Source organism: Curtobacterium sp. SGAir0471 (genome assembly GCF_005490985.1).
Classification (GTDB): domain Bacteria; phylum Actinomycetota; class Actinomycetes; order Actinomycetales; family Microbacteriaceae; genus Curtobacterium.
Window position 1 is genome coordinate 1449756 of record NZ_CP027869.1, and the last position, 16587, is coordinate 1466342.

Here is a 16587-nt window from a genome sequence, read left to right on the forward strand (position 1 = left end):
CGGCAGCCGGCGTGCCGGTCCTGCACCGCGCCTCCCGGCCGTCATGCTCTCCACAGGCGGACGCCCGACGTCCGCCGGGGCCGGCCGCACGAACTAGGATCGAGGGGTGGCTGGCAGGATCGCGCGGAACGACATCGACGAGGTCCGCTCGCGTGTCAACATTGCCGACGTCGTCGGTGACCACGTCACGCTGAAGTCGGCGGGCGTCGGCTCGCTGAAGGGCCTGTGCCCCTTCCACGACGAGCGCTCCCCGTCCTTCCACGTGCGGCCGCAGGTCGGCCGGTACCACTGCTTCGGGTGCGGCGAGGACGGCGACGTCTTCGAGTTCATCATCAAGATGGACCACACCACGTTCCAGGAAGCCGTCGAGCGGATGGCCGCGAAGATCGGCTTCACGCTCCACTACGAAGAGGGCGACGGCCCCCGCACCGACTACAACCAGCGTGCCCGGTTGATCGCCGCGAACGAGGCAGCGCTCGAGTTCTACCAGTCGCAGCTCACCTCGGCGGCGGCTGAACCCGCACGACGCTTCCTCGGGGAGCGCGGCTTCGACCCCGCCGCCGCGCAGCACTTCGGCGTCGGCTTCGCGCCGCAGTCGTACGACGCGACGCGCGAGCACCTGCGCGGCCGGGGGTTCTCGATGGACGAGATCCTCGCGGCGGGGCTCGCGGGCCAGGGCGACCGCTCGCCGTACGACCGGTTCCGCGGTCGGCTCGTGTGGCCGATCCGCGACGTCACCGGTGCGACCATCGGGTTCGGCGCGCGCCGCCTGCTCGACGACGACAAGGGCCCGAAGTACCTCAACACCCCCGAGACGCCGATCTACCACAAGAGCCAGGTGCTCTACGGGCTCGACCTCGCCCGGAAGGACATCTCGAAGGGCAAGCAGGTCGTCATCGTCGAGGGCTACACCGACGTGATGGCGTGCCACCTGGCCGGCGTGACGACCGCGGTCGCGACGTGCGGAACGTCGTTCGGGGTCGACCATATCAAGGTGCTCCGGCCGATGCTCGGTGACTCCGCGAACGCGCACCTCTCGCAGCTCGGGGACATCGTCTTCACCTTCGACCCGGACGAAGCCGGTCAGCGCGCCGCGGCCCGGGCCTTCGCCGAGGAGAGCCGGTTCGCGTCGCAGACGTACGTCGCCGTCGCGCCCGGCGGCCTCGACCCGTGCGACCTCCGGCTCGCTCGGGGTGACGCCGCCGTCGAGCGGCTGATCGACACGAAGCGGCCGATGTTCGAGTTCATCATCCGGCGCCGCCTCGCTGCACACGACATCGAGACCGCCGAGGGGCGCGTCGCCGGCCTGCGCGACGTCGCACCGGTCGTCGCCGGTATCCGTGACCGGACCCTCGCGAGCGCCTACGTCCGCGAGACCGCCAAGTGGCTCGGTGTCGACATCCCCGAGGTGCGCCGCGCCGTCGACGCGGCCCGGCAGCGGTCGGGCTCGGCACCGTCAGACCGGACGGGAGGCCCGGTGCCGGTCGGACAGGCCGGTCCCGGTGGCGAGCTGGTCACCCCGGTCGAGGAGCCGGTGGCCGGCCTGCGGCTGCTGCCGAACGACCCGATCACGCGGATGGAACGCGACGCCGTGATGGCCATGGTGCAGCAGCCCGCGCACGTCGGGGCGTCGCTCATCTGGCTCGCAGCCGAGGCGACGTTCTCGGCGCCCATGCTCTCGGTCGTCCGCGACGCCGTGGTCGCAAACGTCGACGGGATCGGCGCGGGGGACTGGCTCGACCGCCTGCTCCTCGACGTGCCGGCCCCGTTCCGCAGCCTCGTGCAGGAGCTCGCGCTCGCGCCGATCCCGGCCCGCACCGACGAGGACCTGGCGATCTATGCGCGGAGCATCGTCGTCGCCCTGGTCGAGAAGGACCTGCTGGCGCAGAAGGCCGCGCTCCTCGCGAAGCTGCAGCGTGCCGATCCGTACGAGCAGGCCGACCGGCGTGCCGAGCTCCAGCGGCAGCTCGTCGACATCGACGACCGGCGGCTGCGGCTGCGCGCGGACGCCGAGGCGGCACCGCAGGGCTGAGCGCCGCGGTTCGGCTGGCACCGGGCACGGGCAGGACCCCGGTCGGAGCCCGTCGGGTGCGGCCGATCGCGGACGTTCCGGTCGCACGATCCCGCCGTCCGCGGTCGATCGCGGTCGCTGAGGTCGCACGACTCGCCGTCCACGGTCGTCCTGGTCGCACGACTCGCCGTCTCGACCCGAACTGAGCGGCATGTCGTGCGACCAGAGCCGCGACGAGCCACTCGCCGGGTGCCGAGCAGGCAGGACATACCGCGCGCGTGACGTCGAGCGGGCGGGACTCGTCGCTCGACGAGGACGAGCCTGAAGGATCTCGCCCGCTCGGTGTCGGGCCGCTGCCAGCCGTGCGCGCCGCTGTTCCGGGCGCACGACCTGCCGTCTGCGGTCGATCTGGTCGCACGACTTGCCGCCGCAACTCGAACTGAGCGGCACGTCGTGCGACCGGAGCCGCTCCGAGCTCTCCGGTCGGGCGACGAGCGGGCAGGACATGCCGCGTGCGCGCCGTCGAGCGGGCGAGATGTGTCGCTCGGGGAGGGCGAGCGTGACAGGTACTGCCCGCTCGGCATCCCGCCCCGCACCGGCGAGACCGCGACCCGGTCCCGAGCACCGCCGACCCCGCGCGTTGCACCACGCAATTATCCTGCGCGACACGCCGCACCCCTGCGCGTGCATCATGCGTCACCAGCGCCGATCGCGCATTACAAGGGTGTAAACAAATCTCCCTCGAATCGTGGAGTTCCGTGTCAGGGTGGTACCAATGAGCGTTCCCGGCGGACCTCACAGTCGAACCACCGCCCGCCGAGAACCCCTTGCGAACCAACAAGAGAGAGAGCGGACATGGCATCCGTGAACAAGTGGGGCAGGCGCGGCATCGCGCTCGGCGCCGGAGTGGCAGCGACGGCGCTGGTGCTGACCGGCTGCGCGAGCAGCAGCGTCTCCGACACCGAACTGAACGGCCTGAGCATCGGGACGACGGACAAGGTCACGTCCCTCGACCCGGCCGGCTCGTACGACAACGGCTCGTTCGCCGTGCAGAACCAGGTGTTTCCCTTCCTGATGAACACCCCGGTCGGCAGCCCGGACGTCAAGCCGGACATCGCCGAGAGCGGCGAGTTCACGAACGACACGACGTACACGGTGAAGCTCAAGAGCGGGCTGAAGTTCGCGAACGGGCACGACCTGACCTCGAGCGACGTGAAGTTCTCGTTCGAGCGCGAGCTGAAGATCAACAACGAGAACGGCCCGCAGTCCCTGCTCGCCAACCTCAAGAGCATCGACACCCCGGACGACACCACGGTCGTGTTCAACCTCGACCACGCCGACCAGACCTGGCCGCAGGTGCTCTCGAGCCCCGCCGGTCCGATCGTCGACGAGCAGGTGTTCTCGGCGGACAAGCTCACCCCGGCGGCGGACATCGTCAAGGGCAACGCGTTCGCCGGGCAGTACGAGATCACCTCGTACAAGGAGAACGACACCATCCAGTACAAGGCGAACCCGAACTACGACGGGCTCCTCGGCAAGGCGAAGACCGACGAGGTCACCGCCAGCTACTACACCAAGGAGACCGACCTCAAGCTCGCCGTGCAGAAGGGCGACGTCGACGTGGCGTACCGCTCCCTGACGCCGACCGACATCGCGGACCTCCGCAAGGACGACTCCGTCAAGGTCTACGACGGCCCCGGCGGCGAGATCCGCTACCTCGTCTTCAACTTCAACACGCAGCCGTTCGGCGCGAGCCAGTCCGACGCGGACCAGGCGAAGGCCCTGGCCGTCCGCCAGGCCGTCGCGGACGTCGTCGACCGCGAGAAGATCGCGAAGGACGTGTACAACAACACGTACTCGCCGCTCTACTCGATGGTGCCGGACGGCCTGACCGGCGCCGCGAAGCCCTTCGAGGAGCTCTACGGCAACGGCAGCGGCGGCCCCGACGTCGACAAGGCGAAGGAGACCCTGTCGAAGGCGGGCGTCAGCGGCAAGGTGCAGCTCGACATCCAGTACGCGCCGGACCACTACGGCTCGACCTCGGACGACGAGTACGCCGAGCTCAAGACGCAGCTCGAGAACTCGGGCCTGTTCACCGTGAACATCCAGTCGACGGTCTACACGACCTACGCGCAGGAGCGCACGAAGGACGCCTACCCCGTGTACCAGCTCGGTTGGTTCCCGGACTTCTCGGACGCCGACAACTACCTGTCGCCGTTCTTCACGAAGGACAACTTCGTGCAGAACCACTACGACGACCCGGAGATCCAGCAGCTCATCTCCGAGGAGCAGCAGGAGTCCGACAAGGACAAGCGCGCCGAGCTCATCGAGCAGGCGCAGGAGCGTGAGGCGACGCAGATCTCGACGCTGCCGCTCCTGCAGGGCAAGTCCGTCGCGGTCGCGGGCAAGGACGTCAAGGGCCTGACCCTCGACTCCTCGTACAAGTTCCGCTACGCGACCCTCTCCAAGTAACACCGGCGTCGGCCCACGGGGGCGTTCCCACGAGGAGCGCCCCCGTGAGCGCGTCCCGAACGGCACCGAAAGGCACCCGTCCCCGTGACCCTCAGCACCCCCGAGGCGACACCGGAGCTGGCCACCGACCCCACCAAGCCCCAGGCACAGCGACGTGCCCGCGGGCAGGGCGGCGGGCTCGGCCGGTACATCCTGGTCCGCTTCCTCCTCATCTTCCCGACGGTCTTCATCCTGGTGACCCTCGTCTTCTTTCTGATGCGTGTCATCGGGAACCCGATCACCGCGTCCGTCGGCGGGCGGCTCACCCCGACGCAGCTGCAGGAGCGCCTGCACGCCGCCGGGTACGACCGCCCGGTGATCGTCCAGTACCTCGAGTACCTCGGCAACATCGTCCGCGGTGACTTCGGCACGACGTCGACCGACAACCGACCGATCACCGAGATCATCGTCACGTACGGTGGTGCGACCGCCGAGCTCGTCTTCTACGCGCTCATCGTCGCGCTCGTGCTCGGCATCCCGCTCGGCATGCTCGCAGCGTACGTCCGCGACAAGTGGCCCGACGTGCTGTTCCGCGCCCTGGCGATCCTGACGTACGCGACGCCGGTGTTCTTCGGCGGCCTGCTGCTCAAGCTCGTCTTCTCGGTCTGGCTCGGCTGGCTCCCGCTCGGCGACCGTGCGTCGACCCGGGTCTCGCTCATCCTCGACAACATCCCCGGTGCGTCCGGCATCTACATCATCGACGCGCTCCGCACCGGCAACGCGCAGGTCATCGGCGACGTGCTGTCGCACGCCGTCCTGCCCGCGCTGACGCTCGGCCTGCTCACCGCCGGCATCTTCCTGCGGCTGGTGCGCGCCAACATGATCGGCTCGCTCGGCTCCGAGTACGTCGACGCGGCGCGCTCACGGGGCGTCCGGGAGGCGCGGCTCGTCCGGACGCACGCCTTCCGTCCGGCGCTGGTCCCGATCATCACCGTGATGGGTCTGCAGATCGCCATGCTGCTCGGCGGGTCCGTCCTCACCGAGACCACCTTCGGGTGGCGCGGGCTCGGCTTCGAGCTCAACCAGTACCTGTCGGCCCGCGACTTCGTCGCGGTCCAGGGCATCGTCGCGATGCTCGCGGTGATCGTCGCGGTGACGAACTTCATCGTCGACGTCGTCGCGGCGCTCATCGACCCGAGAGTGAGGTTCTAGCGATGGCCGACACCTCGCTCGTCGACCGCCACGAGCCGCTCTGGAAGCGGCTCCCCGTGGTGGTCCAGCTCCGCAGGAGCACCGGCTGGCAGCGCGCCATGCTCATCACCGGCGTGGTCATCTGCGCCCTGTACCTCGTCGTCGCGATCGCCGCGCCGCTCATCGCCCCGTACGGCTTCGGCCAGCTGCAGGGTGCCGACGGCCAGGGCTTCCCGCGCACCTCGCCGCCGAGCCCGGAGCACATCTGGGGCACGACGGTGGGTGGCTTCGACGTCTTCAGCCGCGTCGTGTTCGGCGCCCGGACCGCGGTCCTCGTGGTCATCGTCGCCGTAGTCGTGTCGATCACCATCGGCGTGATCCTCGGCATGGTGTCCGGGTACATCGGCGGGTGGCTCGACCGGATCCTCGTCGTGGTGGCGGACGCGATCTACGCGTTCCCGTCGCTGCTGCTCGCGATCGTCGTGTCCATCGTCATCTCGGGCGGCAACTCGAGCTACTCCGGCGGCATCATCGCCGCGGCCATCTCGATCACCGTGGTCTACGTGCCGCAGTACTTCCGGGTCGTCCGCGCCGAGGCCGTCCGCCTGAAGAACGAGGCGTTCGTCGAGTCCGCCCGGGTCATCGGCACCAACCCCTGGCGCATCATGACCCGGCACGTGCTCCGCAACTCCACCCGCAGCCTGCCGCTCATCCTGACGCTCAACGCCAGCGACGCGATCCTGACCCTCGCCGGCCTCGGCTTCCTCGGCTTCGGCATCGGTCCGACCAGCGGCGCCGAGTGGGGCTACGACCTCAGCCGCGCGCTGTCGGACGTCGCCTCGGGTGTCTGGTGGACCGGTGTCTTCCCGGGTGTCGCCATCGTGGTGCTCGTGCTCGGTGTGACCTTCATCGGTGAGAGCCTCAACGACATCTCCGACCCGCGCCTCCGCGCGCGCCGGCGACTGAAGCAGCTGGTGTCCCGCAAGCAGGCCGCCAGCACGGAAGGGGCGACGGCATGACCGACGCAACGAACGACCAGCAGGGCCGGCCGGTCGCGGTCGTGGACGACCTGACCGTCACGTTCGCCACCGACAACGGCGCGGTCGACGCGGTCAAGGGCGTCAGCCTCGACGTCCGTCCGGGCGAGGTCCTCGCCCTGGTCGGCGAGTCCGGTTCCGGCAAGTCCGTCACGGCCCGGAGCATGCTCCGACTGATGCCCGAGACGGCGACCCTCGGCGGTGCGGTGTACCTCGACGGCACCGACGTCGTCAGCGTCGGCGCAGCGAAGCTCCGCGAGCTCCGCGGCACCGCCGGCGCGATGGTCTTCCAGGAGCCGTCGACCGCGCTCAACCCGGTCTTCACCGTCGGGTGGCAGATCGCCGAGGGGCTCCGCGCGCACGGCGGTGTCTCGAAGAAGGAGGCCCGCGCCAAGGCGATCGACTACCTGCGTCGTGTCGGCATCCCGGACCCGGAGACGCGGGTCGACCACTACCCGCACCAGTTCTCCGGCGGGCAGAAGCAGCGCGTGGTCATCGCGAGCGCACTGGCCCTCGAGCCGAGCGTCATCATCGCCGACGAGCCGACCACGGCCCTCGACGTGACGGTGCAGGCGGAGATCCTCGACCTGCTCCGCCGGTGCCGCGACGAGTTCGGCGCGGCGATCGTCATCATCACGCACAACATGGGCGTGGTGGCCGACCTGGCGGACCGCGTCGCCGTGATGTACCAGGGCGAGGTGGTCGAGGAGGCCCCGGTCGCGCAGCTCTTCGCCGCCCCGGAGGCCGACTACACGAAGCGCCTGCTCGCCGCGGTGCCCCGGCTCGAGGCGTCGACCGGCGCCGCCCGCCGGGCCGCGATCGCGACCGACGTCGAACCGCTCGTCAGCGCGAAGGGGCTCGAGATCGAGTACCCCGGCCGCCTCGGTGCGCACGCGTTCAAGGCCGTGAAGGGCGTCGACCTCGACATCCGACCGGGCGAGGTCCTCGGGCTGGTGGGGGAGTCGGGCTCCGGCAAGACCACCATCGGTCGGGCGATCGCGGGCCTCACGCGCATCACGGGCGGGTCGCTGAACGTCCTCGGTACGGAGATGCTCGGGTACCGCGAGCGGGACTTCAAGCGGCACCGCAAGGACATCGGGTTCGTGTTCCAGGACCCGGCGACCTCGTTCAACCCGCTGCTGACGATCGCCGAGTGCGTCGCCGAGCCGCTCGTCGTGCACGGCGAGGTGTCGAACCCGCGGGCCGCCCGGAAGCGTGTCGGCGAGCTGCTCGAGATGGTGCAGCTGCCGGCGTCCTACGGCGACCGCTACCCGCACGAGCTGTCGGGTGGTCAGCGGCAGCGTGCGTCACTCGCCCGCTCGATCGCCCTGCGGCCGAAGCTCCTCATCGCCGACGAACCGACCAGCGCGCTCGACGTGTCGGTGCAGGCCCGCGTGCTGGAGCTCTTCCTCGAGCTGCAGCAGGACCTCGGGTTCGCGTCGCTGTTCATCAGCCACGACCTCGCCGTCGTCGGCGCGCTGTCCGACCGCATCGCGGTGCTCTACCGCGGGGACCTGGTGGAGACGGGCACCACGGCAGAGGTCCTCGGCGCGCCGCAGCACCCCTACACGCAGCGCCTGCTCGCGTCGCTGCCGGTCCCGGACCCGGCGGAACAGGCGGAGCGACGGCGTACGCTGGTGGAACTGGAGAACGCCGGGTCCTGACCCGACGCGACCAGCCTGGAGGCGCGACCCGCGTCGTCGACGCACGCCGCGCCTCCAGGCCGGTCACCTCCACGGCACCACAAACGACGCGACACCGGTCCGTCGCGCAGGCCGCCGCCAGGGGGCGGCGTGGAAGGGGACCCATGATCGCGGTGAACGGCCCGGCGGTCGTCGCAGACGACGTCTCGATCGAGTACCGGGGCGTGCGCGGCTCGGAGCCGATCCGGGCGGTCGACGGGGTCAGCCTGACCGTCCGCCAGGGCGAGATCCTCGCGCTCATCGGCGAGTCCGGGTCCGGCAAGAGCACCTTCGCCGCCGCGATCGCCGGTCAGCTCGGTGCGACCGGCGAGGGCGAGGGCGCGCACCGTCGGCAGATCGTCGGTGGCGAGCTCACCGTGCTCGGGCAGCACGTCCGCGGACTCCGTCCCTCGTCGCGGAAGGCGCAGCGCCTGACCGGCCGGATCGGCTACCTGCCGCAGGACGCCGCCGACCGGTTGAGCCCCGACCTGACCGTCGGCGAGGCGATCGCCGAACCGATTTACGTCCGCGACCGGCGGTTCGACCGCCGGGAAGCCGGTCTCATGGTCGCGCGGCTCGTCGACGCCGTGCACCTGCCCCTCGGCATCATGCGGCTCAACACCTGGGAGCTGTCGAGCGGCCAGCGGCAGCGCGTCGCCCTCGCACGTGCCCTCATCCTCGAGCCGCAGCTCCTCGTCGCCGACGAACCCGCTCGTGGCGTCGACGTCCTGGTCCGCCAGTCGGTGCTCGAGGCCCTGACCAACCTGCAGCGCGGCCGGCAGTTCTCGGCCGTCGTGGTGTCGAGCGACCTCCGCGAGGCCCGGGCCCTCGCGGACCGCGTCGGCGTGCTCGCCGAGAGCCGTCTCGTCGGCCTCGGCACCTTCGACGAGGTCCTCGACAACCCCGTCGACCCGTACGTGCAGACGCTCGCCGCGACGGCCTCGCGCCCCGTGAAGCGCCGCACCCCCGCCACCGGCGCACCGCGTCGTTCGTCCGCACCCCGTCGTCCGGTCGGCGCCGGTACGGGCCCCCGCGCCGAGCGTCAGGAGAACGCATGACCACCACCAGCGCACCGGACACGGCGAGCAGCCGAGGGCACCGCGCGGTCGTCACGGACGCCGGCGCGCCGCTGCCCGTCGACCCGCCTGAAGCCGGGCCCGTCGCGATCCTGCCGACGGCGGCGGACCTGCACGCGGACGCGGTGCGGGACGTAGGCGGCACGGTCGGTGCGCTCGACACGGACACGCGGGGGATCGTCTGGCTCGACGCGCGCGACCCCGACGGGCTCGAGGCCGCGCTGGCCGAGGCACCGGGTGTCGGTTGGGTCCAGCTGCCCTTCGCCGGGGTCGACGCGTTCGCGCACCTGATCCAGGAGCACGGGGACCGGGTCCTCTTCACGTCGGCCAAGGGTGCGTACGCCGAGCCGGTCGCCGAGCACGCCCTCGCGCTGACGCTCGCGACGCTGCGGGTGCTGCAGAAGCGCGCTCGTGCGACTTCGTGGGCGACCGAGCCCGAGGGCGTGTCGCTCTACGGGCGGAACGTCGTCGTCATCGGTGCCGGTGGGATCGCGCTCGAGTACCTCCGGCTCGTCGCGCCGTTCGAGGTGTCCGTCACCGTCGTCCGGCGCTCGGGCGACCCGGTCCCCGGCGCCGACCGCACCGTCACGACCGATGCGCTCGACGAGGTCCTGCCGGAAGCTGACGTCGTCGTGGTCGCGGCGGCGATGACCTCGGGCACCGCGAAGCTGTTCGACGCCCGCCGGTTCGGGCTCATGAAGCCGTCGGCGCGCCTGGTGAACATCGCCCGCGGGGGACTGGTCGACACCGACGCACTCGTCGCGGCGCTGCGCGAGGGCACGATCGCCGCCGCGGGTCTCGACGTGACGGACCCGGAGCCGCTGCCGGACGGCCACCCGCTGTGGGACGAACCGGGCGCGATCATCACGCCGCACCAGGCCGACACCCCGGACATGGTGGCGCCGCTGCTGGCCGAGCGCGTCCGCACCAATGCCAGGGCGTTCCTCGGCGGGACCGGCGACGGGTTCGTCGGCGTCGTGGACCCCGCTGCCGGGTACTGAGCGGCGACCGCGCGCGGGAACGCCCGGGGGAGCGCAGGGGCGGCGCGCCCGGGATGCGCGGCCGATGCGCGGAGCGGGCTCGGGGTGCTGCTATGCTGTTACCCGTTGTTCGCAAGACATTCGCCAGCGAACAGTGATCCTCGATAGCTCAATTGGCAGAGCAGCCGGCTGTTAACCGGCAGGTTGTTGGTTCGAGTCCAACTCGGGGAGCAGAACGGCCCTCGTCCTTCGGGATGGGGGCCGCTTGCGTTCCCGGCGCGCCCCGAGGCGCCGTTCGGCTTCCGGCTGGCTCGCAGGCGCCGTCCGGGCGGAAGCTGTTAGCGTTCACAGGTGATCACCGTGCGCCGAGCCCTCGCCGCGGTGGTCGTCGTCCTCGGCACGGCGGGGCTGAGCGCCTGCACCACCGGGCAGCCCGAGCCGGAGGACTCGTTCGACACCGCCGCTCGGTCGGAGGTCTCGGCGACGGGCAGCGCCCCGATCGTCTTCGCGTTCGTGTGCAGCGGCGCCGCGGACGGCAGCACCGACTCGGGCGACGAACCGAGCGACGATCCCGACGGCACGGCCGAGACGTACACCACCTACGCCGCCGTGTGGGAGGCCGAGCGCTCCGACTGCCGCGCCGAGCGCATCACCGGCACGGAGATGTCCGCGCAGCAGCGTGCCGCCGTGCGGGCGACCGACGGCGCCGCGACGCTCGAGGAGCTCGCGGCGACCTGCGCGGAGCGCGGGGCGTCGCCGTGGCGTGACGGCGTCTCGACGCCGGAGCAGGCCGACCTGGCAGCCGGACTCGTCGCGTACTGCCCCGGGCACCCGGACCGCGACCGTCTGCAGGACGCGTTGACTGCCTACCGGGGCTGAGCCGCGCCTCCAGGCCGGCCACCGTCGTCGGCGGGGCGCCGAGCGCAGGACCCTGCTCCGCGCGGAACGGGGTTCCGTGCGCAGAACACCGTTCCGTCAGCCCTCGGGGTGGTCGCGACCGGGCAGCCACGACTGCCCGGGCCCGCCCCAGCTGTTCTTGCGGATCGCCTTCGCGACCTGCTTGCCGTACGGGTGCACGAGCCGGTCCGCGTACAGGACGCCGTCGAGGTGGTCGTACTCGTGCTGGAACACGCGGGCGAGCCAGCCGTGCGCCTCGATCTCGAAGGGCTCGCCGTCCTCGTCGACCGCGCGGAGCAGGACGCCCTCGGCACGGCGGAGCGGGAAGCGCTCGCCCGGGATCGAGAGGCAGCCCTCGGACTCCTCGTCCTCGTCGAGCTCCTCGACCGACTCCGGCACGGGCGGGGTGGTCCAGAGCACCGGGTTCACGGCGACACCGCGGTGCAGGACCTCGTCGTCGTCGGTCCACGAGTACACGAACAACCGCTTGCCGACCCCGACCTGCGGACCTGCGAGGCCGACCCCGGGGGCCAGGTCCATCGTCTCGTACATGTCCTGCACCAGGGCACGGAGGTCGTCGTCGAACGCCGTGACCTCGGTCGCACGCTCGTGGAGGACGGGTTCGCCGGTGATGCGGATGGGGAGGACGGGCATTCACCCAGGTTATCCGGCCAGGACCGGTAGCCTCATCGCGTGACGACGGACCTCCCGATCCCGGACGCGGTCAACCTGACGCCGTTCCAGGCCCTGATGATCCCCGTCGCGCTCGTCGGCGCCGTCTTCCTGTCGCTCGGGGCGCAGTTCCAGAGCCGCGGGGTGCAGCGCGTCGAGGCCCGGCTCGGCCGGCAGTCGAAGGGCTTGTCGGTGCGGCACGTCCTCGGACTGCTCGGCAGCGGCTGGTGGGTCCTCGGCACGCTCATGCTCGGGCTCGCGGTCGTGCTCCAGCTCATCAGCATCACGAACGCCCCGCTCATCGTCGTGCAGCCGCTCGGCGCCGTCGCGCTCGTCATCACCACGTGGTTCTCGTCGCGATCGTCGGGCGTTCCGCTCGGGCAGCAGGCCCGTCGAGCCGTCTGGACCTGCATCATCGGCGTCGGCATCTTCGTCGGCATCGCCGCGGTGGTCGGTCGCGAGAGCGCGATCACGCACCAGCAGCTCGTCACGATCCTGGTGGTCCTGGCGGTCGTGCTCGTGGCCGTGCTCCTGTCGTTCCGGTTCGCGGCGAAGCGGGCGAGCGCCATGTACTACATCGTCGGGGCGGGGGTGCTCTACGGGTTCGTCGCGACGCTCGCGAAGGTGGTGCTGAACCGCTTCCTGCACGGCACGTTCGACTGGTCGACCGCGATCGCGATCGTCGGCGTGATCGTGGCGGCCGCGCTCGGCGGGTACTTCGTGCAGAACGCGTACTCGAGCGGGTCGGCCGACCTGGTGATCGCCGGGCTCACGGTCATCGACCCGATCGTGGCGGTGGGGATCGGTGTCATCGTGCTCGGCGAGGCGGCGGGGGCGCCGTGGATCGCGGTGGTCGGGTTCCTCGTCGCCGCGGTGATCGCCATCGCCGGGGTGTTCCTGCTGGCGAAGCACCACCCCGAGACGCGGCGCTGACGACGCCCGCGGTCGGTGCTCGCGGTCGCTGATCGCGGTCGGCGCCTCGTCGGCTCGTGGTCGGTGCTCGCCGTCGGCGTCCGGTCGGATCGCGGTCGGTGCTCACCGGCGGCGTCCGTCGTCGGCTCCGGGGGTCGTCCGCGAGGCTGACGCGTGGCCTCGGGCCCGTGCGGTACCGTCGAGGCCCGACCAGCAACCGCCCACGAGAGGACGATGCCAGCCGTGTCAGAGGACGCCACCACCGCCACCGCCGAGTCGACGGGTGCGACGGGCGGGTCCCGACCGCTGCGCGTCATGATCGCGGCGGACACCTTCCCGCCCGACGTCAACGGCGCCGCCACCTTCGCCGAGCAGCTCGCCGTCGGGCTCGCGGAGCGCGGGCACGAGGTCCACGTCGTCGCCCCCGCGTCGAGCGCCCACCACGGTACCTTCGACGAGGAGCACCGCGGGGTCGTGCTCACCGTGCACCGTCTCAAGTCCTACAAGTGGCCGTGGCACGCCTGGCTGCGGTTCGTGTGGCCGTGGAGCGTCCGCAAGTGGACCGCCCCGATCCTCGACGCCGTGCAGCCGGACGTCCTGCACATCCAGTCGCACATCGTGATCGGCCGCGGGATCGCGCACGAGGCCCACGAGCGCGGCATCCGCATCGTGGCGACGAACCACTTCATGCCGGAGAACCTGCTCGAGTACGTGCCGTTCGGCCGCCGGACCCTGCCGATCGCGCTGAAGATCGCGTGGAACGACGCAGCGAAGACCTACCGGCTGGCCGACGCCATCACCACCCCGACCGTCCTGGCCGCCGACTACCTCCGGCACGCCATCGCCGGACAGCGGGTGCTCGCGATCTCCTGCGGTCTCGACGCCTCGCGCTACACGGCCCGGAGCGGACGGCCCGCCGGCAACGACATCGTCTTCGTCGGTCGCGTCGCCCCGGAGAAGAACCTCGACGTGCTCGTCCGGGCGCTCCCGCTGCTGCCGGCGGAGCTCCACGCGACGCTCACCATCGTCGGCGGCGGCGAGATGATCCCGAAGCTGAAGACGCTCGTGCAGGAGCTCGGGCTCACCGACCGCGTCCGGTTCGCCGGGTTCGTCTCGGACGAGGCCAAGCGCCAGGCGCTGACGAACGGCACCGTGTTCGCGATGCCCTCGACCGCGGAGCTGCAGAGCATCTCGTCGCTCGAGGCGATGGCGTCCGGGCTGCCGGTCGTCGCCGCCGACTCGATGGCGCTGCCGCACCTGATCGACGGCAACGGGTACCTGTTCACCCCGGGGGACGTGCAGGACCTCGCGGCGAAGCTCACGCAGGTGCTGCAGGCGTCGGACGCCGACTACCGGGCGATGCGGGAGCGCAGCCTGGCCATGATCGAGGCACACGACATCAACCGCACGCTCGCGACGTTCGAGTCGCTGTATCGTGGGGAGCCGGTGGCCTGACGGTCCCCGACGAGGGGCGGTAGCCAAGCTGGTCAAGGCACTCGGCTCATAACCGAACGATCGCGGGTTCAAGTCCCGCCCGCCCTACCGAGCAGTCCAGAAAGGCTGGCCCGCCCGTGCACCTGCCCCGACGACGAGACACCCCCGACGACCACGGACCGACCCCGAACGTGACGTTCGAGGCCACCCGGGTCGGCACCGGTGTGCGCGTCAACGCCTTCCGGATCGGCTTCATGGGTGCCCTCGGCGTGCTCATCGCCCTGCTCGCCGGCGTGATCGTCCAGCAGCTCAGCACGGTGCTGGTCTACATCGGCGTCGCGCTCTTCCTGTCGCTCGGGATCGACCCGCTGGTCTCCTTCCTCGAGCGCTTCATCCCACGCTGGGCGGCGATCACCATCGTGGTGGTGGGCGTGCTCGCCGCCTTCGCCGGCGTGGTGTTCGCGGTCGTCCCGATCCTCATCCAGCAGGCGACGAACCTCGTCCAGAACTTCCCGGAGATCATCCAGGACATCTCGCGGCAGGAGTGGTTCCAGGACCTGTCGCAGCAGTTCGCGGGCGCGTTCGACGTCGACCACGCACTGCAGTCGCTGCAGTCCTTCGTCGAGGACCCGGGCAACCTCCTCAGCCTCGGTGGGGGGATCCTCGCGGTCGGTAGCGGCATCCTGTCCGGGCTGACCGGCGCCGTGATCGTCATCATCCTGATGCTGTACTTCCTGGCGTCGATGCGCGGCCTCAAGTCGATGGCGTACCGCTTCGTCCCGGCCACCCGTCGGCAGAACTTCATCGACGTCAGCGAGCAGATCACCCAGGCCGTCGGTCGGTACGTCGTCGGGCAGATCAGCCAGGCGCTGATCAACGGCGTCCTCAGCCTGGTGTTCCTGCTCGTCATCGGCGCGCCGTTGCCGGTGCTGCTGGCGACCTTCGCGTTCCTCGGCTCGCTCATCCCGCTCGTCGGCACCCTCGCCGCCGCGGTCGTCATCTCGCTACTCTGCCTGTTCGCCTCGCCGGCCACCGCCCTGGCCGCCGCGATCTACTACCTCGTCTACATGCAGGTCGAGGCGTACCTCATCTCGCCGCGCATCATGTCGCGGGCGGTGCAGGTCCCCGGCGCCCTCGTGGTCATCGCCGCGGTTGCCGGCGGCACGATCGGCGGAGTCCTCGGTGCGCTGGTCGCCGTGCCGGTCGCCGCCTCGGTGATCATCATCGTGCAGAAGGTCATCTACCCACGCCAGGAGCAGTCGTGAGCGGCCTCGCCGAGCACGTCGCCGCGCGGGACGCCTGGGCCAGGAGCGCCCGCGGCCCGCTCGCCCTGGTGAACGCGCAACACGTCGACCGCCCGCAGCCGGTGTGGCCGGTCGCGGGGCAGTGGGCACCGGCTCCGGGCGGGCTCACCGTCACCGCCGCCGCGTCGGACGGCGTCGTGGTCGACGGCGTCCCGGTGGACGGAACGGTGCTGGTCGCCGGCGACGCCGCGCTGGTGCCCTCGGCGGTCGCCTTCGCCGACGGGCTGGCCGGGACGGTGCACGGCCGGACGATCGACAGCCAGACGCTCGACAATCAGACGCTGGACGGCCAGACGCTCGACGGCCAGACGCTCCGGGTCTGGGACCCGGCGTCAGACGCGGTCTCCCGCTTCGCGCGGATCGCCCGTTTCGCCCCGCGTCCGGAGGGGTGGGTCACGACCGGCAGGTACGAACCCCGGTCCGGCCTGGAGGCACCCGGTCACCTCACTGACGCCGCCGGCGACCCCCTGCCGATCGCGGGCACGATCACGACCACCGTCGACGGCGTCACTGTACGGCTCACCGCGGTCCGGTCCGCGCCGTTCCACGGCCGTCCGCGGCTGCAGCTCATCGTGCAGGACGCCACGAGCGCCCTGCCGGAGGACGACCCCGGAAGCTCGTACTCGATGGGCCGCTTCCTGTACCTCGACGAGCCGGACGGCGCCGCCGACGTCACCCTCGACTGGGAGTGGCTCGTGCTGCCGCCGTGCGCGTTCTCGTACCAGTACGCCTGCCCGGTCCCGCCGGAGGAGAACCGGATCCCGGTGCCCCTGACCGCGGGGGAGCGGCACCCGGTCGACGCCACTGGAGCCGTGCTGCACTGAGCCCGTCTCCACACGTTGCCCGACGGGTGTGGCGTTCCCAGCGCGGACGCTGCATAATGGGCGTGTCCGCAGGGACATCACAATCTGATACCGATGGTTCCGCTACCGGGACTCCG

At 71.1% G+C, this 16587-nt stretch carries 13 protein-coding genes and 2 tRNA genes; 14 read left to right on the forward strand and 1 reads right to left on the reverse strand.

Going from position 1 to position 16587, the window contains the following annotated elements:
* The first annotated feature begins 106 nt into the window (after nucleotides 1-106).
* The 9 genes from dnaG (at nucleotide 107) to C1N91_RS06670 (ending at nucleotide 11307) form a co-directional block, all read left to right on the forward strand.
* Nucleotides 107-2032: a DNA primase gene (gene dnaG, locus C1N91_RS06630; protein WP_137767099.1), complete on the forward strand. Its 1926-nt coding sequence runs from the start codon at nucleotides 107-109 to the stop codon at nucleotides 2030-2032.
* An 834-nt stretch (nucleotides 2033-2866) separates the two neighbouring features.
* Nucleotides 2867-4483 (forward strand): ABC transporter substrate-binding protein, encoded by a 1617-nt coding sequence (locus C1N91_RS06635; RefSeq protein ID WP_137767100.1) that lies wholly within the window; start codon nucleotides 2867-2869, stop codon nucleotides 4481-4483.
* Between the two features lie 84 nt (nucleotides 4484-4567).
* Nucleotides 4568-5674: an ABC transporter permease gene (locus tag C1N91_RS06640; protein ID WP_137767101.1), complete on the forward strand. Its 1107-nt coding sequence runs from the start codon at nucleotides 4568-4570 to the stop codon at nucleotides 5672-5674.
* 2 nt (nucleotides 5675-5676) lie between these two features.
* Nucleotides 5677-6672 carry an ABC transporter permease gene (locus C1N91_RS06645; protein WP_058729423.1) on the forward strand — a complete coding sequence of 332 codons (996 nt, stop codon included), beginning with the start codon at nucleotides 5677-5679 and terminating at the stop codon, nucleotides 6670-6672.
* Nucleotides 6669-8354, forward strand: a complete 1686-nt coding sequence (locus tag C1N91_RS06650) for an ABC transporter ATP-binding protein (protein WP_137767102.1) — start codon at nucleotides 6669-6671, stop codon at nucleotides 8352-8354. The genes C1N91_RS06645 and C1N91_RS06650 overlap by 4 nt, the downstream gene beginning before the upstream one ends.
* 143 nt (nucleotides 8355-8497) lie before the next feature.
* Nucleotides 8498-9430: an ATP-binding cassette domain-containing protein gene (locus C1N91_RS06655; RefSeq protein WP_137767103.1), complete on the forward strand. Its 933-nt coding sequence runs from the start codon at nucleotides 8498-8500 to the stop codon at nucleotides 9428-9430.
* Complete coding sequence (locus C1N91_RS06660) at nucleotides 9427-10449, forward strand: D-isomer specific 2-hydroxyacid dehydrogenase family protein (protein ID WP_137767104.1); 1023 nt, start codon at nucleotides 9427-9429, stop codon at nucleotides 10447-10449. Before C1N91_RS06655 ends, C1N91_RS06660 begins: the two co-directional genes overlap by 4 nt.
* Nucleotides 10450-10586: 137 nt before the next feature.
* Nucleotides 10587-10659, forward strand: a tRNA-Asn gene (locus tag C1N91_RS06665).
* A 120-nt stretch (nucleotides 10660-10779) separates the two neighbouring features.
* Entirely contained in the window at nucleotides 10780-11307 is a 528-nt protein-coding gene (locus tag C1N91_RS06670) for a hypothetical protein (RefSeq protein ID WP_137767105.1), read from the forward strand.
* A gap of 96 nt (nucleotides 11308-11403) precedes the next feature.
* Here the strand turns inward: C1N91_RS06670 and def are convergent, their stop codons facing one another.
* Nucleotides 11404-11979: a peptide deformylase gene (def, locus tag C1N91_RS06675; protein WP_137767106.1), complete on the reverse strand. Its 576-nt coding sequence runs from the start codon at nucleotides 11977-11979 to the stop codon at nucleotides 11404-11406.
* Between the two features lie 39 nt (nucleotides 11980-12018).
* On the opposite strand from def, the gene C1N91_RS06680 reads away from it, so the two are divergent.
* The 5 genes from C1N91_RS06680 to C1N91_RS06700 all read left to right on the forward strand — a co-directional run bounded on the left by C1N91_RS06680 (nucleotide 12019) and on the right by C1N91_RS06700 (nucleotide 16471).
* Nucleotides 12019-12930, forward strand: coding sequence for a multidrug DMT transporter permease (locus tag C1N91_RS06680; protein WP_175415935.1), 912 nt, complete (start codon nucleotides 12019-12021; stop codon nucleotides 12928-12930).
* Between the two features lie 213 nt (nucleotides 12931-13143).
* Complete coding sequence (locus C1N91_RS06685) at nucleotides 13144-14364, forward strand: glycosyltransferase (protein ID WP_175415936.1); 1221 nt, start codon at nucleotides 13144-13146, stop codon at nucleotides 14362-14364.
* A 13-nt stretch (nucleotides 14365-14377) separates the two neighbouring features.
* Nucleotides 14378-14451: transfer RNA gene (locus tag C1N91_RS06690), tRNA-Ile, on the forward strand.
* A gap of 29 nt (nucleotides 14452-14480) precedes the next feature.
* The gene (locus C1N91_RS06695) at nucleotides 14481-15608 is read left to right on the forward strand and encodes an AI-2E family transporter (RefSeq protein WP_368074218.1); all 1128 of its coding nucleotides are present in this window, start codon (nucleotides 14481-14483) and stop codon (nucleotides 15606-15608) included.
* A complete protein-coding gene (locus tag C1N91_RS06700; RefSeq protein ID WP_137767107.1) occupies nucleotides 15605-16471 on the forward strand; it encodes a DUF1684 domain-containing protein in 867 nt (288 codons plus the stop codon). Before C1N91_RS06695 ends, C1N91_RS06700 begins: the two co-directional genes overlap by 4 nt.
* Nucleotides 16472-16587 lie beyond the last annotated feature (116 nt).

Coding starts and splice junctions, on each gene's coding strand:
- C1N91_RS06655 (WP_137767103.1), top strand. CDS start 8,498: ATGATCGCGGTGAACGGCCCGGCGGTCGTCGCAGACGACGTCTCGATC.
- C1N91_RS06660 (WP_137767104.1), top strand. CDS start 9,427: ATGACCACCACCAGCGCACCGGACACGGCGAGCAGCCGAGGGCACCGC.
- C1N91_RS06685 (WP_175415936.1), top strand. CDS start 13,144: ATGCCAGCCGTGTCAGAGGACGCCACCACCGCCACCGCCGAGTCGACG.
- C1N91_RS06650 (WP_137767102.1), top strand. CDS start 6,669: ATGACCGACGCAACGAACGACCAGCAGGGCCGGCCGGTCGCGGTCGTG.
- def (WP_137767106.1), bottom strand. CDS start 11,979: ATGCCCGTCCTCCCCATCCGCATCACCGGCGAACCCGTCCTCCACGAG.
- C1N91_RS06635 (WP_137767100.1), top strand. CDS start 2,867: ATGGCATCCGTGAACAAGTGGGGCAGGCGCGGCATCGCGCTCGGCGCC.
- C1N91_RS06645 (WP_058729423.1), top strand. CDS start 5,677: ATGGCCGACACCTCGCTCGTCGACCGCCACGAGCCGCTCTGGAAGCGG.